This is a genomic window from Micromonospora sp. CPCC 205554 (assembly GCF_036902745.1).
GTDB classification, from domain to species: Bacteria; Actinomycetota; Actinomycetes; order Mycobacteriales; family Micromonosporaceae; genus Micromonospora; species Micromonospora tulbaghiae.
The window spans coordinates 141,184-161,220 of record NZ_JBAKHP010000003.1; the positions used below are offsets into that span (position 1 = coordinate 141,184).

General features: G+C 73.1%; 22 protein-coding genes. 10 read left to right on the top strand and 12 right to left on the bottom strand.

All coding sequences use genetic code 11. The annotated features are described in order from the left end of the window. Nucleotides 1–2 precede the first annotated feature (2 nt). A complete protein-coding gene (locus V6U82_RS06465; protein WP_252452359.1) occupies nt 3–419 on the top strand; it encodes a preprotein translocase subunit TatB in 417 nt (138 codons plus the stop codon). Between the two features lie 162 nt (nt 420–581). On the opposite strand, the gene V6U82_RS06470 is transcribed toward V6U82_RS06465, so the two are convergent. From V6U82_RS06470 to V6U82_RS06480, 3 genes are all read right to left on the bottom strand, one after another. Continuing rightward, nucleotides 582–1,730, bottom strand: coding sequence for an Mrp/NBP35 family ATP-binding protein (locus V6U82_RS06470; RefSeq protein ID WP_334459831.1), 1,149 nt, complete (start codon nt 1,728–1,730; stop codon nt 582–584). A gap of 74 nt (nt 1,731–1,804) precedes the next feature. Then, nucleotides 1,805–2,413, bottom strand: a complete 609-nt coding sequence (locus tag V6U82_RS06475; protein ID WP_334459834.1) for a DUF1003 domain-containing protein — start codon at nt 2,411–2,413, stop codon at nt 1,805–1,807. Then, nucleotides 2,406–3,692 carry a magnesium transporter MgtE N-terminal domain-containing protein gene (locus V6U82_RS06480; protein WP_334459836.1) on the bottom strand — a complete coding sequence of 429 codons (1,287 nt, stop codon included), beginning with the start codon at nt 3,690–3,692 and terminating at the stop codon, nt 2,406–2,408. Before V6U82_RS06480 ends, V6U82_RS06475 begins: the two co-directional genes overlap by 8 nt. 33 nt (nt 3,693–3,725) lie before the next feature. On the opposite strand from V6U82_RS06480, the gene V6U82_RS06485 reads away from it, so the two are divergent. Both V6U82_RS06485 and V6U82_RS06490 read left to right on the top strand, forming a co-directional pair. Then, nucleotides 3,726–4,595, top strand: a complete 870-nt coding sequence (locus tag V6U82_RS06485) for a PhzF family phenazine biosynthesis protein (protein ID WP_128139028.1) — start codon at nt 3,726–3,728, stop codon at nt 4,593–4,595. Between the two features lie 190 nt (nt 4,596–4,785). Continuing rightward, complete coding sequence (locus V6U82_RS06490; RefSeq protein ID WP_334459837.1) at nt 4,786–5,319, top strand: hypothetical protein; 534 nt, start codon at nt 4,786–4,788, stop codon at nt 5,317–5,319. Nucleotides 5,320–5,340: 21 nt separating this feature from the next. Here the strand turns inward: V6U82_RS06490 and V6U82_RS06495 are convergent, their stop codons facing one another. After that, complete coding sequence (locus V6U82_RS06495) at nt 5,341–6,036, bottom strand: HAD family hydrolase (RefSeq protein ID WP_435122638.1); 696 nt, start codon at nt 6,034–6,036, stop codon at nt 5,341–5,343. A 108-nt stretch (nt 6,037–6,144) separates the two neighbouring features. On the opposite strand from V6U82_RS06495, the gene V6U82_RS06500 reads away from it, so the two are divergent. Then, a complete protein-coding gene (locus V6U82_RS06500; protein WP_334459838.1) occupies nt 6,145–7,101 on the top strand; it encodes a DMT family transporter in 957 nt (318 codons plus the stop codon). Between the two features lie 119 nt (nt 7,102–7,220). Further along, entirely contained in the window at nt 7,221–9,356 is a 2,136-nt protein-coding gene (locus V6U82_RS06505; protein WP_334459840.1) for an APC family permease, read from the top strand. A gap of 3 nt (nt 9,357–9,359) precedes the next feature. Here the strand turns inward: V6U82_RS06505 and V6U82_RS06510 are convergent, their stop codons facing one another. The 3 genes from V6U82_RS06510 to V6U82_RS06520 all read right to left on the bottom strand — a co-directional run bounded on the left by V6U82_RS06510 (nt 9,360) and on the right by V6U82_RS06520 (nt 11,219). After that, nucleotides 9,360–10,004 (bottom strand): hypothetical protein, encoded by a 645-nt coding sequence (locus V6U82_RS06510; RefSeq protein ID WP_334459843.1) that lies wholly within the window; start codon nt 10,002–10,004, stop codon nt 9,360–9,362. 84 nt (nt 10,005–10,088) lie between these two features. After that, on the bottom strand, nt 10,089–10,376 hold the full coding sequence (locus tag V6U82_RS06515) for a hypothetical protein (RefSeq protein ID WP_128136853.1): 288 nt from the start codon (nt 10,374–10,376) through the stop codon (nt 10,089–10,091). A gap of 18 nt (nt 10,377–10,394) precedes the next feature. Next, nucleotides 10,395–11,219, bottom strand: coding sequence for an SDR family NAD(P)-dependent oxidoreductase (locus V6U82_RS06520; protein ID WP_252452347.1), 825 nt, complete (start codon nt 11,217–11,219; stop codon nt 10,395–10,397). Between the two features lie 124 nt (nt 11,220–11,343). Between V6U82_RS06520 and V6U82_RS06525 the strand changes: the two genes are divergently transcribed. After that, nucleotides 11,344–12,300, top strand: coding sequence for an HpcH/HpaI aldolase/citrate lyase family protein (locus V6U82_RS06525; protein WP_128136855.1), 957 nt, complete (start codon nt 11,344–11,346; stop codon nt 12,298–12,300). A 43-nt stretch (nt 12,301–12,343) separates the two neighbouring features. Here V6U82_RS06525 and V6U82_RS06530 read toward each other — a convergent pair whose 3' ends face one another. Next, a complete protein-coding gene (locus V6U82_RS06530) occupies nt 12,344–12,877 on the bottom strand; it encodes a DUF4190 domain-containing protein (protein ID WP_334459848.1) in 534 nt (177 codons plus the stop codon). Nucleotides 12,878–12,993: 116 nt separating this feature from the next. On the opposite strand from V6U82_RS06530, the gene V6U82_RS06535 reads away from it, so the two are divergent. Continuing rightward, nucleotides 12,994–13,884 carry an SDR family NAD(P)-dependent oxidoreductase gene (locus V6U82_RS06535; RefSeq protein ID WP_128136857.1) on the top strand — a complete coding sequence of 297 codons (891 nt, stop codon included), beginning with the start codon at nt 12,994–12,996 and terminating at the stop codon, nt 13,882–13,884. Nucleotides 13,885–13,887: 3 nt separating this feature from the next. Here the strand turns inward: V6U82_RS06535 and V6U82_RS06540 are convergent, their stop codons facing one another. Beyond that, nucleotides 13,888–14,289, bottom strand: a complete 402-nt coding sequence (locus tag V6U82_RS06540; protein ID WP_128136858.1) for a DUF4190 domain-containing protein — start codon at nt 14,287–14,289, stop codon at nt 13,888–13,890. Between the two features lie 172 nt (nt 14,290–14,461). Between V6U82_RS06540 and V6U82_RS06545 the strand changes: the two genes are divergently transcribed. Further along, a complete protein-coding gene (locus V6U82_RS06545; RefSeq protein ID WP_334459849.1) occupies nt 14,462–15,658 on the top strand; it encodes an acyl-CoA dehydrogenase family protein in 1,197 nt (398 codons plus the stop codon). Between the two features lie 9 nt (nt 15,659–15,667). On the opposite strand, the gene V6U82_RS06550 is transcribed toward V6U82_RS06545, so the two are convergent. Next, nucleotides 15,668–16,321, bottom strand: a complete 654-nt coding sequence (locus V6U82_RS06550; RefSeq protein WP_334459850.1) for a hypothetical protein — start codon at nt 16,319–16,321, stop codon at nt 15,668–15,670. Between the two features lie 87 nt (nt 16,322–16,408). Between V6U82_RS06550 and V6U82_RS06555 the strand changes: the two genes are divergently transcribed. Next, nucleotides 16,409–17,065: a TetR/AcrR family transcriptional regulator gene (locus V6U82_RS06555; protein WP_128136860.1), complete on the top strand. Its 657-nt coding sequence runs from the start codon at nt 16,409–16,411 to the stop codon at nt 17,063–17,065. Here the strand turns inward: V6U82_RS06555 and V6U82_RS06560 are convergent. Beyond that, complete coding sequence (locus tag V6U82_RS06560; RefSeq protein WP_128136861.1) at nt 17,022–17,429, bottom strand: CoA-binding protein; 408 nt, start codon at nt 17,427–17,429, stop codon at nt 17,022–17,024. The two genes, V6U82_RS06555 and V6U82_RS06560, sit on opposite strands and share 44 nt — an antisense overlap. A gap of 40 nt (nt 17,430–17,469) precedes the next feature. Further along, nucleotides 17,470–19,524: an intein-containing Rv2578c family radical SAM protein gene (locus V6U82_RS06565; protein WP_442933424.1), complete on the bottom strand. Its 2,055-nt coding sequence runs from the start codon at nt 19,522–19,524 to the stop codon at nt 17,470–17,472. A gap of 83 nt (nt 19,525–19,607) precedes the next feature. On the opposite strand from V6U82_RS06565, the gene V6U82_RS06570 reads away from it, so the two are divergent. Next, the gene (locus tag V6U82_RS06570) at nt 19,608–20,027 is read left to right on the top strand and encodes a thiol-disulfide oxidoreductase DCC family protein (protein WP_334459852.1); all 420 of its coding nucleotides are present in this window, start codon (nt 19,608–19,610) and stop codon (nt 20,025–20,027) included. Nucleotides 20,028–20,037: the final 10 nt, after the last annotated feature.

Genomic DNA, 20,037 nt, shown 5'->3' on the forward strand with positions numbered 1-20,037 from the left:
CGGTGTTCGAGAACCTGAACTGGTGGGAGATCGGCGTCCTGCTGCTCCTGGCGCTGTTGATCTTCGGCGATCGGCTGCCGAACGTGATCAGCGACGGCCTCCGGATGGTCCGCAACCTGCGCAACATGGCGCGCAACGCCACCGGCGACCTGAGCCGCGAGCTGGGTACCGACATCCAGCTGGAGGATCTGCACCCCAAGGCGTTCATCCGCAAGCACCTGCTGAGCGAGGACGACGAGCAGGCGATCCGCAAGCCGCTCCAGAGCATGTACGACAACCTGCGCTCGGACGTCACGGGCGTGCACGACGAGCTGAAGGACGTGGCGAAGGCCGCCGACCTGCGCACCCCCAGCGTGGCCACCAGCACCCCAACCCCCACCCCGCCGGCCCCCCGCCCGTCCTACGACGACGCCACCTGACGCACCCGCCTCCGCCGTCGCTTTCGCCGTCGATCATGAGGTTGACGGCGCGACACGCCGCTCCGGCGACCGCCAACCTCATGATCGACCCCGGAAAGGGGACCGCCCCCTCCCGCCTGGGGCGGGAAGGGGCGGTGGGAGTGCGGGGGAGGGTGGGGGTGGTCAGCGGCCTGCCGGCTTGAGGCCCAGGGGCTTGCCGAGCAGCGACTCGCGGCGGACGGCCAGGCGATCGGCGACCTGGAACAGGGCCTTCGCCGCAGGGGCGTCCGGCTGCGCCAGCACGATCGGCTGACCGGCGTCGCCGCCCTCGCGTACCCGGGTGTCCAGCGGGATCTGCCCCAGCACCGGCACCTGCGCGCCGATCGTGCGGGTCAGCGACTCGGCCACCGCCGCGCCGCCGCCGGCCCCGAAGACCTCCATCCGGGAGCCGTCCGGCATCTCCAGCCAGGACATGTTCTCGATCACGCCGACCACTCGCTGGTGGGTCTGCAACGAGATCGCGCCGGCCCGCTCGGCCACCTCGGCGGCGGCCGCCTGCGGCGTGGTGACGACCAGGATCTCCGCGTTCGGGAGCAACTGGGCCACCGAGATCGCGATGTCGCCGGTGCCCGGCGGCAGGTCGAGCAGGAGGACGTCCAGGTCACCCCAGTAGACGTCGGCGAGGAACTGCTGAAGCGCCCGGTGCAGCATCGGCCCGCGCCAGACCACGGCGGCGTTGCCGGGGGTGAACATGCCGATCGAGATGACCTTCACGCCGTGCGACTGCGGCGGCATGATCATGTCCTCGACGCGGGTCGGCGCGCCGTCCGCACCGAGCATCCGGGGCACCGAGTGGCCGTAGATGTCCGCGTCCACCACGCCCACCGACAGGCCACGGGAGGCGAGCGCGGCGGCCAGGTTGACGGTGACGCTGGACTTGCCGACACCGCCCTTGCCGCTGGCGACCGCGTAGACCCGGGTCCGCGAGCCCGGCTGGGCGAACGGGATCACCGGCTCGGCGGTGGCGCCGCCGCCGCGCAGCTTCGACTGGAGCTCCTGGCGCTGCTCCGGGCTCATCACGCCGAAGATGATCTCGACACCGCTCACGCCGGGTACCGCGCCCACGGCGGCGGTGATGTCACTGCGCAGCTTGTCCTTCAGCGGGCAGCCGGCCACGGTGAGCAGCAGCTCCACCCGGACCACGCCGTCCTCGCCACGCTCGGCGGACTGGACCATGCCGAGTTCGGTGATCGGCCGGCGGATCTCCGGGTCGTTGACGGTGGCCAGGGCGGCCTGAATCGCGTCGGAGACGGTGCTGACGGGTGCTGACATGCCCGCAATGCTACGTCGCGGGTCATCCGCCACCGCCGCTGGCGGGGGCGGTGTGAGCGATTCGATGGCCGCGGTCAGCCCTCGTAGCGACCGTCCCGAGCGTAGTCGCCGTCCAGCTCGTCCCGCGGCTCGTCCAACGGCTCGCCGCCGCCCGTCCGCCGGCCCTCGCGCTCCTGCTGCCGCCGCTCCAGCTTGCGCCGCCGCTCGGCCGCCTCGTCCAGCTCCTCACCCAGCCGGGTCAGCTCCGAGCGCAGGAAGTCCCGGGTCGCCACGTCACCCATCGCGATCCGCAGCGCCGCGATCTCCCGCGCCAGGTACTCCGTGTCGGCCTTCTGGAGCGTGGCCCGCCGCCGGTCCTCGTCCAGCGCGATCCGGTCCCGGTCCGCCTGCCGGTTCTGCGCGAGCAGGATCAGCGGCGCCGCGTACGACGCCTGCAGCGACAAGATCAAGGTCAGGAACGTGAAGGTGTACGGGTCGAAGCGCAGATCCGCCGGCGCCAGCGTGTTCCACAGGAACCAGGCCACCAGGATCAGCGTCATGTAGACGAGGAAGTTCGCCGTACCCATGCCGCGGGCGATGCCCTCGGCCCAGCGGCCGAACGTCTCCGCGTCGATCCGGCGCAGGCGCAGGTTCCGCGGGGTGCGCGGCTGGTCCAGCCGCTCGCCCCGTCGCTGATCACTCATCGTCGCCGTCCAGGATGCCGTCGTGGGTGGCGGACGAGGGGGATGCCGCGTCCCGGTCCCGCCAGTCCCGCGGCAGGGAGTGGTCGAGCACGTCGTCCACGGTCACCGCGCCGACCAGGCGGTTGTTCCGGTCCACCACCGGCATGCCGACCATGTCGTACGTCGCCATCCGGCGGGTGATCTCGGGCAGCGGCGTAGACGTCCGCAACGGGTCGATGTCGTTGACCACGATGCCGCCGAGCAGATCGGCCGGAGGTTCCCGGAGCAACCGCTGGAAATGCACCATACCCAGGTAGCGGCCGGTGGGCGTGGTCAGCGGGGCACGGGTCACGAAGACCTGGGCGGCCACTGCCGGCGAGAGCTGCGGCTCCCGGATCCGGGCCAGCGCCTCGGCCACCGTGGCGTCCGGCGGAAGGATCACCGGCTCCGAGGTCATCACGCTGCCGGCGGTGCCGGAGGCGTAGCGCAGCAACTGGCGTACCGGGTCGGCCTCGTCCGGCTCCATCAGGTCCAGCAGCACGTCCTGCTCCGGCGGCGGCAGCTCGTTGAGCAGGTCGGCCGCGTCGTCCGGCTCCATCTCCTCCAGCACGTCGGCCGCCCGCTGGCGGTCCAGCGCGGCCAGGATCTCCACCTGGTCGTGCTCGGGCAGCTCGCTGAGCACGTCGGCCAGGCGTTCGTCGTCGAGTGCGGCGGCCACCTCGTTGCGCCGGGCGTCGGGCAGATCCTGGAGGGCGTTGGCGAGGTCGGCCGGGCGCATGTCCTCCAGGACGGCGAGCAGGTTCGCCGTACCCCGGCTGTCGCCGACCGCGCCCAGGCCGCGGACCCGGTCCCAGTCGACCTGGTGGAGGTGGCCGCGGCGGGTGAGCCGGCCGGTGTGCTCGCGCACGGCGACCCGGCTCAGCGCCCACTCGCCGCCACGGCTGCACTCCATCGCCACGTCCACCACCGAGCCGGCCTGCCCGGTGTCGAGCTGGACCCGGCGGTCGAGCAGCTCCTGGAGCACCAGCAGCTCGTTCGGGCGCTTCTCGAAGCGGCGCAGGTTGAGCGTGCCGCTGCCGAGCACCACAGCGTCCGGATCGATGGAGGTGATCCGGTTGATGGACAGGAAGATGCGCCGCCGCATCGGCATCTCGGCGACCAGCCCGACCACCTCCGGCGGTCGCTGGATCGCGCGCATCCGGGCCACCGCGTCCCGGACGCGGCCGACCTGGTCGCCGTTCGGGTCGAAAACGGCGACTCCGGCGAGTCGAGCGAGGTAGACCCGGTTCGGCGTGCTCACGGCCACCAGCCTAAGGGCCTACTCTCTAACAACATGTCGACCTTGGGCTACGAGATCGTGGACGTCTTCACCGACCGCCCGTTCGCCGGCAACCCGCTGGCCGTGGTGTTCGGCGCGGAAGGGCTGGCCACCGAGCAGATGCAGGCGCTCGCGCTGGAGTTCAACCTGTCCGAGACGGTCTTCGTGCTGCCGCCGACTCAGGTGGGCGCCACCTACCGGGCCCGGATCTTCACCCCGGCCGACGAGCTGCCGTTCGCCGGGCACCCGAGCGTCGGCGCCGCGGTGACCGCGAGCCGGCGCGGCGTCTTCGGCGCGGGCCGGGTCACCCAGGAGTGCGGCGCCGGCGTCCTGCCGATCGAGGTGACCGCGACCGGCGCGACGCTCACTGGCGGCACGCCCACGCTCGGCCCGGAACTCGACCCGGAGCCGCTGCTGGAGATGGTCGGCCTCACCGGTCCCGACCACGTCGGCCCGCCACCGCGGGTCGCCGGGTGCGGCCTCGAATTCCCCTACCTTCCGGTACGCCCGGACGCGGTGGCCCGGGCACGGTTGAACACGACGGCGGCGCAGCGGTACGGAGTGGAGCACGTCAGCCTCTTCTCCTGGGAGCCCGGTTCGCAAACCGCGCACGCCCGGGTCTTCGTGCCGGGACTCGGCGTACCGGAGGACCCGGCGACCGGCTCGGCCGCCCTGGGACTGGGCGTGTGGCTGGTCGCCAGCGGCCTGCTCCCCGGCGACGGACGCTCCACGTACACGGTCCGGCAGGGCATCGAGATCAACCGGCCGTCGACGCTCGACTGCACGGTGACCGCATCGGGCGGGCTGGCGGTGGGCGCGACCGTGTCCGGCCAGGTCATGCCGGTGGCCCGAGGCGAGATCACCGTCCCCCCGTTCATCGGCTGACCCGCCCCCTCCTGCCCCCCGCCCTTCGCCCCGCCCTCGCCCCGCCCTCGCCCCGCCCCTTCGCCCGGTGATCAAGGAGTTTGTGTCGTGCGGTGGCACGTTCGCGGACACAAACTCCTTGATCAGCGGGCGGGCCTGGGCGGGCCTGGGCGGGGTGGGGCGGGGTGGGGTGGGGCGCTCCGGAGTGGGGATGGGGGAGGATGGCGGGGTGAGTGACGAGGTGGACGAGCGGGTGACGCCGCCCCTGGTGGACGAGGCGGTGAAGAAGGCCGCGGTGTGCTGGGTGAGCACCGGTGGCGGCCCGGCTTACGCGCTGTGGTGCCTGCCGCTGGAGGGCACCCTGCTCGTGGTCACCGGTCCCGGCGAGCAGACCGCGCCCGGGCTGGCCGACAGCGACACGGCCGACGTGACGCTGCGCGGCGACCACGGCGGGCGGATCGTCACGTGGCCGGCGCGGGTGACCCGGCTGCGACCGGGCACCGAGGAGTGGGACACCGCCGCGCCGCTGGTCGCGGCGAAGCGGCTCAACGCCTCCGGCTCCGCCGCCGAGCTGGTGCAGCGGTGGGCGGCGCAGGGGTGCGCGCTCAACCGGCTCGCGCCCGTCGGCACCGCCGTGACCGGCGCCGACCTCCCGGACGGCTCGCTGAGCGAGCAGCCCCGCCCGGCCCCCGTGGTGCGGGCCGTCCGCAAGCCGTTCCGCCTGCACCGCGTCCGCCGCCGCTGACGCCGCGTCCGGCGGGCCGGGTCAGGCGACGGGGACCGGGTCGAGCAGGTCGAGCACGTCCGTCAGCGAGGTGAGCGACGGCCCGTCGAAGCCGTGGTCGGCGTTGAGGACCACGTGGTCGGCGAGATCCGGAGCGGCCAGCCGGACCGCGCTCAGTCCCGCCCGCTCCGCGCCGGTGAGTTCCTGGCTGTCGCCGTCCCCGACGTAGAGGCAGTCGGCCGGGGCCTGGCCGAGCCGGTGACACGCGGCCAGGTAGAGCGCCGGGTCCGGCTTGCAGAGTCCCAGGCGTACCGAGAAGACATGGACGTCGAGCAGCGGCGCGACGGCGAGCTGCGGCAGGAACGCCGGCAGTTCGTGCGTGCAGTCGCTGACCAGCCCGGTGCGTACGCCCCGGTGGCGCAACGCGGCCAGCACCGGCACCGCCTCGGCACGTAGCCGGGTGCCGGCGCGTACGGCCCGGTGCCGGGTGGCGACCGCGTCACGTACCGCCTCGTCGGACGGGTGGACGCCGAGCCGGGCGCACACCCAGCGCATCGTCGACTCGGCGTTCCCGAAGGAGCCGCTCGCCCGTTCGTAGAAGCTGCTGTTCAGCACCTCCACGAGGGCCTCGGCGGAGCAGCCGAGCAGGTCGGCGGTGGCGCGGTGGGCGGCTCCGCGCCGCACACAGTGGGTCAGGGTGCCGAAGAAGTCGAACAGCACCGCCTGGAACCTGGGCATGAGGGAACGCCTCCGGACGTCGAGGGGGAGGATCGCCGGGACGCGCATGATCGTAACGGAGCGCTGACGTTCCGTGTCGATCGGGTGTCCGTGTGAGGATTACCGTTCGTGCCGACCGTTCCGCATCGCCCGCCGCTCGACGCGTTGACGGTGAGCGCGCTCGCCCTGGCCGTCGCCTCGGTCTCGTCCTCGGCGCCGCTCGTGGCGTTCGCCGCCGCGTCGGCGCTGGCGGTGGCGTTCTGGCGTACCGCGTTGTCGGTGGCGGTCCTCGGCCCGGTCGCCGTGACCAGGCGGCGCGCCGAACTCCGCGCGCTGACCGTCGGGCCGGGCCGGCGCGAGGGGCTCTACTGCGTACTCTCCGGGGTCGCCCTGGCCGCCCACTTCGCCACCTGGATGCCGAGCGCGCAGCTCACCTCGGTGGCGGCCGCGACCGCGCTCGGCGCGACGCAGCCGGTGTGGCAGGGGCTGATCGCCCGCGGGCAGGGGCGGCGGCTGCCGGCGGCGGTGTGGGCCGGCATCGCGGTGGCGGTGCTCGGCGCGGTGCTCGCCACCGGCGCCGACTTCGGCGTCTCCGGCCGCGCGTTCGCCGGTGACCTGCTCGCGGTGGTCGGGGGCCTGTTCGCGGCCGTCTACACCGCGTTCGGCGAGCGGGCCCGGGCCAGCATCAGCACCACCACCTACACCACCGTCTGCTACGGCGTCTGCGCGGCGATCCTGCTCGTGGTGTGCCTCGTCGGCGGGGTACGCCTGCACGGCTTCGACGGTGCGACCTGGCTGGCGATCCTCGGCCTGGTGGCGGGCGCCCAACTGCTCGGCCACTCGATGTTCAACTACGCGCTGCACCGGGTCTCCGCGACCACCGTCAGCGTGCTGATCCTGCTGGAGGCGCCGGGCGCGGCGCTGATCGGCTGGGTGTGGCTGGGGCAGTTGCCCCGGCCGCTGGCGCTGCCGGGCTTGGCGCTGCTGCTGGCCGGGGTAGCGGTGGTGGTGCTCGGCGGCGCGCGGGCCGGTCGTCGCGCCGCGCCGGTCGCCGCCCCGGCCGACCCGACGCCGCTGGGCGACTGATCGGCGCGGCCCTCGCGCACGAGCGCGGCCGCCGAGCATGAGCGGGCCGCCGCGCCGGTCGGGGCGAAGTCGCGCCGTTCCGGCCACCGGGCCGTCCGGTTTGCACGAAAGTGCTCAAGATGGGGGCGGACCGGGACGACGCGGCGGAGGCGGGCACCGTCGTCACGCCCTCGGCCGAGTTCCCGCCGCTCGGCGAGGAGGAACGGGCCGCGCTCGGCCGGATCGGTGAGCGCTGGCACGGTCCGCGCCGCGCCGACGACCTGCCGGTCGACCCGACGCTCGGGCGGCACGACCACCACCCGGCGCCGACCCGGTTCGGCAGGCTGGCACCGATCGACATGTTCACGGTGGCGCAGCCGGACGAGCTGGTCGCCACCGGAGCGGCCGACCTGCCCGGCGACCGGGCCGGCCGGGCCGCCGCCCGGGCCCGCCGGGCCCTGCTCGGGCCGCCGCTGTCCAGCGCGTCGGTGCTCTACGAGCGGATGCGCAAACTGGTCGCGCTGCCGGTGCTCTCCTCGGACCTGCTCAGCTCCGTGGCGTACGGGCCGGAGGCGATGCTCGTGGTGCTGGTGCTGGCCGGGAGCGCCGCGCTCGGGCTGGCCCTGCCGCTGGCCGCCGTGCTGGTGGTGCTGATGGTCGCGGTCGGCCTCTCCTACCGGCAGACCATCCCGGCCTATCGGCACGGCGCCGGCTCCTACATCGTCGCTGGGGACAACCTCGGGCGTACGGCGGGACTGGCCGCCGCGGCCGGGCTGATGCTCGACTACGTGCTGACCGTGTCGGTGTCGGTGGCGGCCGGGGTGCACGCGGTCACCTCGGCGCTGCCGGGGCTCAGCTCGTGGGCGGTGCCGCTCGGGGTACTGGTGATCGTCGTGCTGCTCGCCGGGAACCTGCGCGGCGTACGCACCGCCGGGAACATCTTCGTGCTGCCCACGTACGCGTTCGTGGTGGTGCTGGTGGCGGTGCTGGCGGTCGGGTACGCGAAGGCCGCGGCGCGGGGTTTCGCACCGGTGCCGCCGCCCTCGGTGCCCGCCGCCGAGGGCCTGGGCCTGCTGCTGGTGCTGCGGGCCTTCTCCTCCGGCGCGGTGTCGATGACCGGCATCGAGGCGGTGTCGAACGCGGTGCCCGTGTTCCGCCCGACCGAGTGGCGCAACGCCCGCACCACGCTCGGCTGGATGGTCGCCATGCTGGTCACGCTCTTCGCCGGCCTGGTCGGGCTGATCCACCTCGACGGCCTGGCGCCCCGGGCGGACGAGACGCTGCTGTCCCAGCTCGGCCGGGTGACGTTCCCGAGCGGGCCCTGGTACGCGATCCTCCAGGCCACCACCGCGTTGATCCTGCTGCTGGCCGCGAACACGGCCTTCAACGACTTCCCCCGGCTGCTGTTCTTCATGGCCCGGGACGGGCACGCGCCACGCCGGTTCCTGCACATGGGCGACCGGCTGGCGTTCAGCAACGGGCTGGTGGCGCTGGCGCTGACCGCAGCGGTCGTGTTCGTCGCGTTCGGCGGGCACACCGAGCGGCTGATCCCGCTCTACGCGGTGGGCGTGTTCCTCGCCTTCACGCTGTCCCAGACCGGGATGGTGGTGCACTGGCGCCGCCGCCGGGGGGCGGGGTGGCGTCGGCGGCTCGCGGTCAACGCGGTCGGCGCGGCGCTGTCCGGGCTGGTGCTGCTGACCGCGGCGGTCGCGAAGTTCACCGAGGGCGCCTGGGTGGTGGTGCTCGCCGTGCCGCTGCTGGTGCTGCTGTTCCGCCGGATCCACGGGCACTACGCGCGGCTGCACCGCGCGCTGGCGTTGCACCCGCCGCCGTCCGCGCCGCCCGCCGAGTGCGACGAACTGCCCCAGCAGGTACGCCACCTGGTGGTCGTGCCGGTGGCCCGGCTGAACCGGGCGTCGCTGCGCGCGCTGGCGTACGCGACGTCACTCGGGCGGCCGACGCTCGCCGTGCACCTCGCGCCGGAGGAGGCCGAGGCGGACCGGTTCCGGGAGCAGTGGCGGGCCTGGGGCGACCATCTGCGGCTGGAGACGATCGTGTCGCCGTACCGGTCGGTGATCGGGCCGCTGGCGCACTACCTGGAGGCACTGCACGCCGCGAGCCCGGACCTGACGCTCACCGTGATCGTGCCGGAGGTGGTGCTGCGCCGGCGGCGGTACCGGCTGCTGCACAGCCGCGCCGAGCAGCGGCTACGGGTCGCGTTGCGCGCGCTGCCCGGCGTGGTGGTCACGAGCGTCCCGGTGCACGTGTCGCGGTGACGCTCAGAGGTATCCGGCGAAGTGGTCGGCGACCAGCGCGGCGACCGCCTCGGCGTCCCGGCCGTGGTCGATCTCGATCACGCGGACCCCGAGTGCCCGGGCGCCGGCGACAGCGTCGGCGGCGACCAGTTCGTCGCGCGCGATCCGATGACGCCACGCCCGCTCCGGGTCGCTCACCCCGGGGTGGCGGGCCGTCGCCCGCGCCAGCCGTTCCAACTGGTACGCGCGGAACTCCGGCGTCGGCACCAGCACCACCATCTGCCGGGTCGACTCGACGACCGGGGCGACCAGTTCGGGCCGCAGCCCCCAGCCCTCGGCGACCACCCGACGGCCGCTCACCAGCGCGCTCAGGTCGTCCAGCACCCACTCGAAGCGGCGCGGAAACCCGGCGAGAGTCTCGGCTGCCATCCGCTCCGGGTCCGTCGTCACCCAGGTCGCCTCCGCGTCCGGACCGTCCGGCGGCTCACCTCGGCGGATCCGGCCGGCGATCCGCCGGTCGTCGTGCCCACGCGCGTCGTGACGGTCGTAGAGGTACGCGGTCAGCCCGTACCGCAGTGCCAACGTGACGGCGAGTGTCGTCTTGCCGGCCCACTGCGCGCCGCCGATCCAGAGCGCCCGCCGGGCGGTGGCCAGGGGATCGAAGTCCATGCCCCGACCCTGCGCCTCGCCAGCTCCAAGATCAAGTCTTGTCCTTCGTGACCCTTCGTGATGAAGTGAGGGAAGAGGGACGCGTCAGACGTCGCGTACCTCCAGCACGCGGGTGGCGGGCGCGGCGTCGCCCAGCTCGGCGCGCAGCGCGACGCGGTCCGGGTCGACCAGGAACGCGTCGAGCCCGGCGCGGGCGGCGAACCGGATGACGTGCACCTCGGTCTCCCCGTCCCCGGTGCGCAGACGGCGTTCCAGCCGCCCGTCGTGCCGGCCGAGCAGCGCCAGCACCGCGTCCTCGTACCGCCGGCCGGCGTCCACCTCGGCGCTCAGGTCGACGAGCGCGACCAGCAGGACTTCTTGCTCCGTGGTCATGTGTCCCCCCGGGTGTCGTCAGGCGTCGATGCCGACCGCTTTCGCGCTGGCCGTCCAGAGCCGGGCGGCCAGCGCCGGGTCGGCCGCCTTGGGGCGGGGCCGGTGCGGCTTGCGGTCGGCGTAGTAGCCGCCGTCGGTCAGCCGGGACGGATCCTGGCAGGCCAGCCACACCAGCGTCTCCGCACCCTTCTCCGGGCTGCGGAACGGCAGCAGCCGCATGCCCAGCGCCACGATCCGGCTCTCGTTGCCGAAGCGGGTGCGCACCACGCCGGGGTGGAACACGTGCGCCGGCACCTCCGGCCAGCGCCGGGCCGCCTCGGCGGTGAACAGGATGTTCGCCTGCTTGCTGGTGCCGTACGCGCGGAACGGCCGGTACGAGCGCAGCGCGGAGTTGAGGTCGTCCGGGTCGAGCACGCCGCTGCGGTGCGCGTCCGAGCCGGTGACCACCATCCGCCGGATCCGGTCTCGTAGCAGGTTGCTGAGCAGGAACGGGGCGAGGTGGTTGGCCTGCATGCTCAGCTCGAAACCGTCGACCGTGGTGATCGGTTCCAGCACGATCGCGCCCGCGTTGTTGGCGAGCACGTCGATCCGGTCGTACCGCTCGCGCAGCCGTTCGGCGAGCCCGCGTACGTCGTCGAGCACCGCGAAGTCGGCGCGGAACAGCTCCGGCTGCTCGCCGCAGCACTCCCGGACCCGCTCGCCCGCGGCGCGCAGCCGGGCCGGGTCGCGGCCGACCAGCACCACCTGGTCACCGCGGCGCGCCAGCTCCTCCGCGGCGGCCAGGCCGATGCCGGAGCTCGCCCCGGTCAGCACCACGATCCGACGCTCAGTGAGATCTTCCACAGGTCCATTCACCCCGGTCACGGCACGAGGTTACCGTGGCGTCACCACGCCCTTTGGGATCGTTAAGTTCTCGAAATCCACCGCTGCGCCGGCGCCTGCGCCGGACGCTGGAAGGAGCGCATCCATGACCGCTGTCGGTCGCCCCCGCCGATCCTGCCTGGCGGTACCCGGCTCCAGCGTCAAAATGCTCGGCAAGGCCCAGGGCCTCCCCGCCGACCAGGTCTTCCTGGACCTGGAGGACGCGGTCGCGCCGCTGGCCAAGCCGGACGCGCGCAAGAACATCGTGGCGACGCTGAACGAGGGCGACTGGGCCGGCAAGACCCGGGTGGTCCGGGTGAACGACCTGACCACGCCGTGGACCTACCGGGACGTCATCGAGGTGGTCGAGGGCGCCGGGGCGAACCTGGACTGCATCATGCTGCCGAAGGTGCAGAACGCGGAGCAGGTGCACTGGCTGGACCTGCTGCTCACCCAGATCGAGAAGACGCTCGGCCTGGAGGTGGGCCGGATCGGCATCGAGGCGCAGATCGAGAACGCGGCCGGGCTGGTGAACGTGGACGCCATCGCGGGCGCCTCGCCCCGGGTCGAGACGATCATCTTCGGCCCGGCCGACTTCATGGCCTCGATCAACATGAAGTCGCTCGTGGTCGGCGCGCTGATCCCGGACTACCCGGGCGACCCGTACCACTACATCCTGATGCGCATCCTGATGGCCGCGCGGATGCACGACAAGCAGGCCATCGACGGCCCGTTCCTCCAGATCCGGGACGTGGACGCGTTCCGCGAGGTGGCGAAGCGTTCGGCGGCGCTGGGCTTCGACGGCAAGTGGGTGCTGCACCCCGGCCAGATCGACGCCGCGAACGAGGTCTACTCCCCGGCGCAGGCCGACTACGACCACGCCGAGCTGATCCTCGACGCGTACGACTACTACACCTCGGAGGCGGGCGGGAAGCTCGGCGCGGTGATGCTCGGCGACGAGATGATCGACGAGGCGTCCCGCAAGATGGCGCTGGTGATCGCCGCGAAGGGCCGGGCCGCCGGCATGTCCCGCACCTCCTCGTTCACGCCGCCCGCGTCCTGACCGCGCGCCGGGCCGCCTCCTTGTCGGGGGCGGCCCGATCGCGTCAGTAGCTGCTGGTGCTGCTGGCGCCGACCGCGATCACGATCATCACGATGTAGAAGATGATCACGGCGAGCATCAGGGCGGTCATGATCCAGCCCACGATGATGCCCGCCAGGGCCATGCCGTCGCCATCTTCACCGGTCTCCCGGATTTGCTTGCGGGCGACGTGGCCCATGATCGCGCCGATCGGCGCGGTGATGCCGCACGAGGCGAAGCCGACCAGCGACAGCACCAGCGCCACGATGGCGAGCGTGTTCGTGCGGGCCGCCGGCATCGCGTAGCCGGGATAGGCGCCGGGCGGCGGGTAGGCGCCCGCGCCCGGATAGCCCGGCACCGGCGCCGCGTACTGCTCGCCGCCGGGCGGGGGATAGGGCGACTTCGCTCCCGCATACGGGTCGGCGCCCGGTGCGTACGGGTCCGCGACCGGCGCGTACGGGTCGGCCGGGCCCGGCTGGTTCGGCACGGCCGGCGGGCTCGACTGCGGCCCGGCCGCCAAGGGGTCCTGCCAGCCACCGGACGGTGGGGGATAGGTCATCTGATCATCTCCAGGTGCGTTGTCGCGCTCAGGGTAGCCACCCGGCGCGCGACACGGACGTCCCCTTTCCGGCCACCGCGTTGCCCGTGGGGTCGGCACCGGGCAGGATCCTCGGCATGGCACTTGACGCGCGTGGAGGTCGGTCGCGACGGGACATGAGCCGGCCGGGGTCGGTGCGGCGCCCGCGCGGCGGCGAGCCGGCCGGCACCGCCGACTCCGAACGGCCGGCACCGCTGCCGGAACCGGCCACCATGCGCCTGGACGGCCGGGTCGCGCTGGTGACCGGCGCGGGCAGCCCGGACGGCATCGGGTACGCGACCGCGCGCCGCCTGACCGACCTGGGTGCCCGGGTGGCGATCGTGTCCACCACCCGGCGCATCCACGAACGTGCGGGCGAGCTTGGCGTCACCGGTTTCGTCGCCGACCTCACCGACGAGTCGGAGGTGGGCGCGCTCGCCGACGCGGTCGCCGAGCAGCTCGGCGACGTCGAGGTGCTGGTGAACAACGCGGGCCTGGCCAGCCGGGCCAGCCCGGAGGTGCTGCGGCCGGTGGCCCAGCTGACGTACGACGAGTGGCGCGGCGAGATCGACCGCAACCTGACCACCGCGTTCCTGTGCAGCCGCGCGTTCATCGGCGGCATGGCCGAGCGGGGCTGGGGCCGGATCGTCAACCTGGCCGCCACCGCCGGGCCGGTCAACGCGCTGCCCACCGAGGCGGCCTACGCGGCGGCCAAGGCCGGTGTGGTCGGGCTGACCCGGGCGCTGGCGATGGAGATGATCGCCGACGGGGTGACCGTGAACGCGGTGGCGCCGGGCATCATCCACACCGCCGCGTCCACCATGGCCGAGATCAAGCAGGGGCTGGGTACGCCGGTCGGGCGTCCGGGCACGCCGGACGAGGTGGCGGCGGCGATCGCGTTCCTCTGCTCGCCCGCCGCGTCGTACATCACCGGGCAGATGCTCGTGGTCGACGGCGGCAACAGCGTCCGGGAGGCGCAGTTCCGCTGAGCGTCAGTAGGTGCTGTTGTCGGAGTTGGCCCAGATCGCCAGCCCGATCCAGCCGCAGCAGACCAGTACGCCGATCGCGGTGAAGATGTAGCTGAGGACCAGCCCCCAGGTGGCGAGCTGGTCGCCGTCCTCGCCGGTCTGCCGGATCTGCCGCTTCGCCAGGTGGCCGCAGACGATGCCGGCGGGCGCGAAGACGAACGCGAAGACGAGCGACAGGATGGCGAGCACGTTCGTGCCGCCGGGGCGTGGTCCCTGGCCGGGTGGCCCGTACTGGCCGTAGGGCGGCTGCGGGGCGTACGGGGGTTGCTGGCCCCACTGCGGGTGCTGCTGGCCGTACTGCGGTTGCCCGTACGGCTGACCGTGCGACGGCGGCTCGTACGGCGACGGTGGCTGCTCGTCACTCACGGACGCCCCTTCCCCCAGGTCGACGGCCCTCTCTCTTGCGGACGCTACCCGCAGCGGTGAACCTTTTCACAGCGGTTGTGTGGACTGGTCACCTTGGCGCGGCCGGTCCCGGGACCGATACTGACCGAGCGTTCAGTTACCCATGAGTAAGGCGCCGACCCCGGAGGCTGAGATGGCCCGACTCGCCCAGACACCCGGACTGACCGACGTGCAGCGGTCGATCCTGGAAACCGTCCGGGAGTTCGCCGACAAGGAGATCATCCCGCACGCGCAGCGGCTGGAGCACGCCGACGAGTACCCGAGCGACATCCTCGACGGCATGCGCGAGATGGGGCTGTTCGGCCTCACCATCGATGAGGAGTACGGCGGCCTGGGCGAGTCCCTGCTGACCTACGCGCTCGTGGTCGAGGAGCTGTCCCGGGGCTGGATGTCGATCTCCGGCATCGTCAACACCCACTTCATCGTGGCGTACCTGATCTCGCAGCACGGCTCGGCGGACCAGAAGGCCCGGCTGCTTCCCCGGATGGCCACCGGAGAGGTACGCGGCGCGTTCTCGATGTCGGAGCCGGAGTGCGGCTCGGACGTCTCGGCGATCAAGTCGAAGGCCGTCCGGGACGGCGAGAACTACGTCCTCAACGGCCAGAAGATGTGGCTGACCAACGGGGCGTACTCCTCGGTGGTCGCCACCCTGGTCAAGACCGACACCGGGGCCGACTCGGTCTACGGCAACATGAGCACCTTCCTGCTGGAGAAGGAGCCCGGCTTCGGCGAGACCGCGCCCGGCCTGACCATCCCCGGCAAGATCGACAAGATGGGCTACAAGGGCGTCGAGACCACCGAGATGGTGCTCGACGGCGTCACGGTGCCCGGCTCCGCCGTGCTCGGCGGCGAGGAGAAGGTCGGCCGCGGCTTCTACCAGATGATGGACGGCATCGAGGTCGGCCGCGTCAACGTCGCGGCCCGCGCCTGCGGCATCTCGATCCGGGCGTTCGAGCTGGCGGTCGCGTACGCCCAGCAGCGCCACACCTTCGGCCAGCCGCTCGCCAAGCACCAGGCCGTCGCGTTCAAGCTCGCCGAAATGGGTACGAAGATCGAGGCGGCGCACGCTCTCATGGTCAACGCCGCCCGGCTCAAGGACGCCGGCCAGCGCAACGACGTCGAGGCGGGCATGGCGAAGCTGCTCGCGTCCGAGTACTGCGCCGAGGTGGTCCAGGAGGCGTTCCGGATCCACGGCGGCTACGGCTACTCCAAGGAGTACGAGATCGAGCGCCTGATGCGCGAGGCGCCGTTCCTGCTGATCGGCGAGGGCACCTCGGAGATCCAGAAGACGATCATCTCGCGCGGCCTGCTCAAGCAGTACAAGCAGTAGGGGCCCTGCTCACCGCTCGGGCCGGCGCGCGGCCTGCTCGGCGGCGGCCAGGTGCCGCCGCGCGTGCTCGACCAGCGCCGTCGGGTCGTCGGCGTACAGCCGGATCTCCCGCACCGGCTCGCTCGGCCCCTTCGGCAGCCGCACCGACAGCGGCTCGCGCAGCACCACGTCGACCGCCGTCTGGCTGCCGACGCCGAGGTTGAGCACCGCCGGGTCGTCCGCGTCGTACTGGACGGCCCGGCTGGACGGCAGCGACCGGCGGCGGACCGCCACCCGGGCGACCGCGTGCCACGGGATCGTGACGTCGACCGAGACGCCGTTGCGCACCCGCAGGCCGGCCTCGTCGACGACGTGCGGATGGATCCGGAGGCTGGCCAGCAGCCCGATCATCCACAGCACACCCCAGAGGCCGAGCGCGATCGCCGCGTGCCGAACGGCCGGCTGGTCGACCGTGTGCCGCAGGATCACGTCGAGGACCGGGATCTCGATCGTGGACAGGGCGATGAAGGCCAGCAGGATCGGCTGCACGCCGCCGACGTAGGCGTACGTCGCCGCGCCCGGTGCGACCGGATACGGGCGGCGCAGGATCCACCGGGTGAGGCTGCGCCACATGCCCCACTCGTACGCCACCGCACGCCGTGCCAGCCGGATGGCCCGTCCCATCGCGCACCCCCTTTTTTCAATACAACTGCAATGTAAAACGCGTGCCGGCGACATGTCAATGCAGTCGTATTGTGAAACCATGGGGGCATGCCGAAGCGGGTCGATCACCGGGAGCGTCGCGCGCTGATCGCCGACGCGTTGATGCGGGTCGCGGCCGAGCAGGGGCTGGAAGCGGTCAGCCTGCGCCACGTGGCCGCGGCGGCCGAGGTCAGCCCCGGGATGGTGCAGCACTACTTCCGCACCCGGGACGAGATGATGGTCTTCGCGCTCGCCGTGGTGCGCGAGCGCAACGAGGCCCGGATCCGGAGGGCGCTCGAGCCGCTCGGCGCGACGCCGGCACCCCGGGCGCTGCTGCGGGCCATGCTGGCCGAGCTGCTGCCGCTGGACGAGGACAGGCGGGCGGACGGGCGGGTGGCGCTGGCCTTCCTCGCGTACACCGCCGTCCGGCCGGCCGTGGCCGCCGCGCTGCACGACGAGACGGCCGCGCTGCTGGCCTTCGTGGCCGGGCAGATCGCCGCCGGCTCACCGCTCGTCGCGGACGGCCGGGTGGACCCGGAACGGGCCGCGGTCGCGCTGCTCGCCGTGATGGAAGGTCTCGGCATCTACGTGCTCGGCGGTCACTATCCCCCGGAGACCGCGTTGGCCGCGCTCGACGCCCAGCTCGACCTGATCTTCGGGCCCGAACCGCCGCCCGGCGCCGTCAGCCGCGACGGGTCAGACCGGCGGCGGCCCGCTCGACGATGAGGCACCGGTTCTCGACGTAGTCGAGGCCGCCCTCCTCGGCGATCCGGCGCGCCTCGTCCGAGAAGATACCGAGCTGCAACCACACCGCCGGGGCGCCGATCGCCACCGCCTGCCGGACCACGTCGACCGCGTCGCGGGCCGGGCGGAACACGTCGACCAGGTCGACCGGGTGCGGAATGTCGGCGAGCGTCGGGTACGCCTTCTCGCCGAACAACTCGTCCACTGTCGGGTTGACCGGGATGATCCGCCAGCCGTGCCGCTGCATCTCCAGCGGTACGCGGTGCGCGGCCTTGCCCGGATCACGGGAGGCGCCCACGACGGCGATCACGGCGGAGTCGGCGAGGATCTGCTGAGCGGAACGCATTCCCCGAGACTAGCCCCGCCGGTGCGGGTTTCCCCGGTCGCTAGAGCAGGGAGAGCTGCTCGGCGGCCGGGGCGGGCGGCGGGGTCTCCGGCAGCCGCCTGTTGTCGCCGGTCTCGCCTCGGTGCAGCCCGTGCCGGCGGGCCGCCATCCGCACCCGGGCGGTCACCTCCCGCTGGTACGCCTGCGGCGCGTACGAGCCGGCCTGGTAGAGCTGCCGGTAGCGGGGCACCAGGTGGGGGAATTCGCGGGCCAGCCAGCGGGCGTACCACTCCCGGGCGCCGGGCCGCAGGTGCAGCGGCAGCGGCGTCACGCTCGCCGCCCCGGAGGCGGCGACGGCCGCGACCGTGGCATCGATCGACTCCTCGTCGTCGCTGAGGCCGGGCAGGATCGGCGCCATCAGCACGCCGACGGAGAAACCGGCGTCGGTGAGCCGGCGGACCGCGTCCAGCCGGCGGCGCGGGCTCGGCGTACCGGGCTCGGCCGCCCGCCAGAGCACCTCGTCGACGAATCCCACCGAGTACGACAACCCGACCCGGGTCACCTCGGCCGCCTGGCGCAACAGGGGCAGGTCGCGCAGCAGCAGGGTGCCCTTGGTCAGGATGGAGAAGGGGTTCGCGAAGTCCCGCAGCGCCTCGATGATCGGCGGCATCAGGCGGTAGCGGCCCTCGGCCCGCTGGTAACAGTCCACGTTGGTGCCCATGGCGACGTGCGCGCCGCGCCAGCGTGGGGCGGCCAGCTCACGGCGGACCAGCTCGCCCGCGTTGACCTTGACGATCACCTTGCGGTCGAAGTCGGCGCCCGGGTCCAGGTCGAGATAGGTGTGGGTGTTGCGGGCGAAGCAGTTGTGGCTGACCACGCCGTTGGCGATGAAGTCGCCGGTGCCGGTGGTGATGTCCCACAGCGGAAGGTCGAGGCCGAGATCCTCGACGGCTGTCACCTGGAGTCGCGCAGCGCACTTGAGCGCCATGCCCTCGATCGAGCGCCGGGCGGTGACGGCCGGGTCGGTGAGGTGGAAGAAGCGCAGCCGCTCCGGCAGCCCGCCGGTCAGCCTGAGCTGACACGCCGCACCCGGGGCACCCGGCACGTCGAGAGCCCACCGGAAGTCGAACCGCTCCAGCGCGCCGGCGGCGCGGGCGCGGCTCTCGTCGTCGGCGACGCTGATCCGGAACACGCCCCGATGGCAGGTGCCGACGGCGTCGAACATGCCGGCCAGATAGCCCAGCGCCCAGTCGTCCGTCGTCTCGGCGGGTGGCTCGAACAGCCCGGTGACGGCCTCGGCCGGGTCGGCTGTGCGTACCACAGTGGTCGTCGCCCGGCGGCCGACCCGGGCGATGGTGGCCCGCTCGACGGTGACCCCCGCGTCGGTCAGGTAGCGCTCGGCCCGGTCCAGCGCCTCGGCCTCGGCGGTGGCCAGGCGGAACCGGGTGTCGCGCCGGTGACCGGAGGGACCGTCGTCGCGGACCAGGGCGTGCAGGTAACCGCGGCGGTAGTCGGCCGAGCGCTTCGGCGCCACCGCGAACCGGCCGGTGCCGAGCAGGCGGTTGCGGGTGGTCAGGTGGGGACGGCGTCCGCCGCCGCGCATGGTGCCGGTGACGTGCTTCCAGCCGCGTTCGGTCAGGAACCGGTGGTCGCCGCTGGCGACGAGCGTGGTGCCGTCGGCCAGGGTGACCCGGTAGGCCCGCTTCACTGTGGACCACTTGTCGAGCACCGTGGTGACGACGTAGTGGCGGTAGGCGCCGCGCCGCCGGGTGCCGTAGATGCGGTCGCCGGGCTCCAGCTCGCTGATCGCCTTGGTGCGGCCGTCGGCCATCAGGATCGGTGTGTCGCCGCCCAGGCAGTAGACGCAGGCGTGCGAGCAGCCTCGGTAGGGGTTGATCGTCCACTCGAACGGCACGCGCGACTCGCCGGGCACCCGGTTGATGATCGACTTGGCCTGGACCTCGTAGAAGGTCATGCCGGCGAAGTCCGGCGTGTCGAACGTGCGGGTGACGGCGCCGGGCAGCGCCAGCGGCAGGGGTGGAGCCGCCGGCGCCGCCCGATCGGGAGTCCCCTCGTCCGGGGGAGCGGAGAGGTTGTCCCAGCGCATGGATCTCATTCGAACATGTGTACGAACAAAGTGCAAGTGATGCTCCGGACACCGCGCGCCGCCGTGTCCCGGGGCGGTGCAGGATGGGGGGCATGGAGACGTCGACCTTCGTCTACGACGGCGACTGCGCCTTCTGCACCAGTTGCGCGCAGTTCATCGAGCGTCGTGTCCCGACCGGCGCCCGCGTGGTGCCGTGGCAGTTCGCCGACCTGGCGGCGCTGGGTCTGACGGAGGCCGAGTGCGAGGAGGCGGTCCAGTGGGTGGGCGCCGACGGCTCCCGGGCCGCCGGGCCGGACGCCATCGCCCGGCTGCTCGGCGACAGCGGGCCGCTCTGGCGGTTCGCCGGGGCCGGGCTGCGCCTCCCGCCGGTCCGCGCGGCCGCCTGGCCCGCGTACCGCTGGGTGGCCCGCAACCGGCACCGGATGCCGGGTGGCACGGCCGCCTGCGCGCTGCCGCAGGAGGCCCGGGAGCGGCTGTACGGTCCGGCCGGGCGGCCGGGGCCGACCGCGTGAGTCGCATACC

Excerpts from the sequence above, each read along its gene's own strand:
- V6U82_RS06510 (WP_334459843.1), bottom strand. The coding sequence starts at position 10,004 with ATGGACTTCGATCCCCTGGCCACCGCCCGGCGGGCGCTCTGGATCGGC.
- V6U82_RS06555 (WP_128136860.1), top strand. The coding sequence starts at position 16,409 with ATGCCGAAGCGGGTCGATCACCGGGAGCGTCGCGCGCTGATCGCCGAC.
- V6U82_RS06545 (WP_334459849.1), top strand. The coding sequence starts at position 14,462 with ATGGCCCGACTCGCCCAGACACCCGGACTGACCGACGTGCAGCGGTCG.
- V6U82_RS06515 (WP_128136853.1), bottom strand. The coding sequence starts at position 10,376 with ATGACCACGGAGCAAGAAGTCCTGCTGGTCGCGCTCGTCGACCTGAGC.
- V6U82_RS06495 (WP_435122638.1), bottom strand. The coding sequence starts at position 6,036 with ATGCCCAGGTTCCAGGCGGTGCTGTTCGACTTCTTCGGCACCCTGACC.
- V6U82_RS06530 (WP_334459848.1), bottom strand. The coding sequence starts at position 12,877 with ATGACCTATCCCCCACCGTCCGGTGGCTGGCAGGACCCCTTGGCGGCC.
- V6U82_RS06490 (WP_334459837.1), top strand. The coding sequence starts at position 4,786 with ATGGGGGAGGATGGCGGGGTGAGTGACGAGGTGGACGAGCGGGTGACG.
- V6U82_RS06570 (WP_334459852.1), top strand. The coding sequence starts at position 19,608 with ATGGAGACGTCGACCTTCGTCTACGACGGCGACTGCGCCTTCTGCACC.
- V6U82_RS06560 (WP_128136861.1), bottom strand. The coding sequence starts at position 17,429 with ATGCGTTCCGCTCAGCAGATCCTCGCCGACTCCGCCGTGATCGCCGTC.
- V6U82_RS06505 (WP_334459840.1), top strand. The coding sequence starts at position 7,221 with ATGGGGGCGGACCGGGACGACGCGGCGGAGGCGGGCACCGTCGTCACG.
- V6U82_RS06470 (WP_334459831.1), bottom strand. The coding sequence starts at position 1,730 with ATGTCAGCACCCGTCAGCACCGTCTCCGACGCGATTCAGGCCGCCCTG.
- V6U82_RS06565 (WP_442933424.1), bottom strand. The coding sequence starts at position 19,524 with ATGAGATCCATGCGCTGGGACAACCTCTCCGCTCCCCCGGACGAGGGG.
- V6U82_RS06475 (WP_334459834.1), bottom strand. The coding sequence starts at position 2,413 with ATGAGTGATCAGCGACGGGGCGAGCGGCTGGACCAGCCGCGCACCCCG.
- V6U82_RS06535 (WP_128136857.1), top strand. The coding sequence starts at position 12,994 with ATGGCACTTGACGCGCGTGGAGGTCGGTCGCGACGGGACATGAGCCGG.
- V6U82_RS06525 (WP_128136855.1), top strand. The coding sequence starts at position 11,344 with ATGACCGCTGTCGGTCGCCCCCGCCGATCCTGCCTGGCGGTACCCGGC.
- V6U82_RS06485 (WP_128139028.1), top strand. The coding sequence starts at position 3,726 with ATGTCGACCTTGGGCTACGAGATCGTGGACGTCTTCACCGACCGCCCG.
- V6U82_RS06550 (WP_334459850.1), bottom strand. The coding sequence starts at position 16,321 with ATGGGACGGGCCATCCGGCTGGCACGGCGTGCGGTGGCGTACGAGTGG.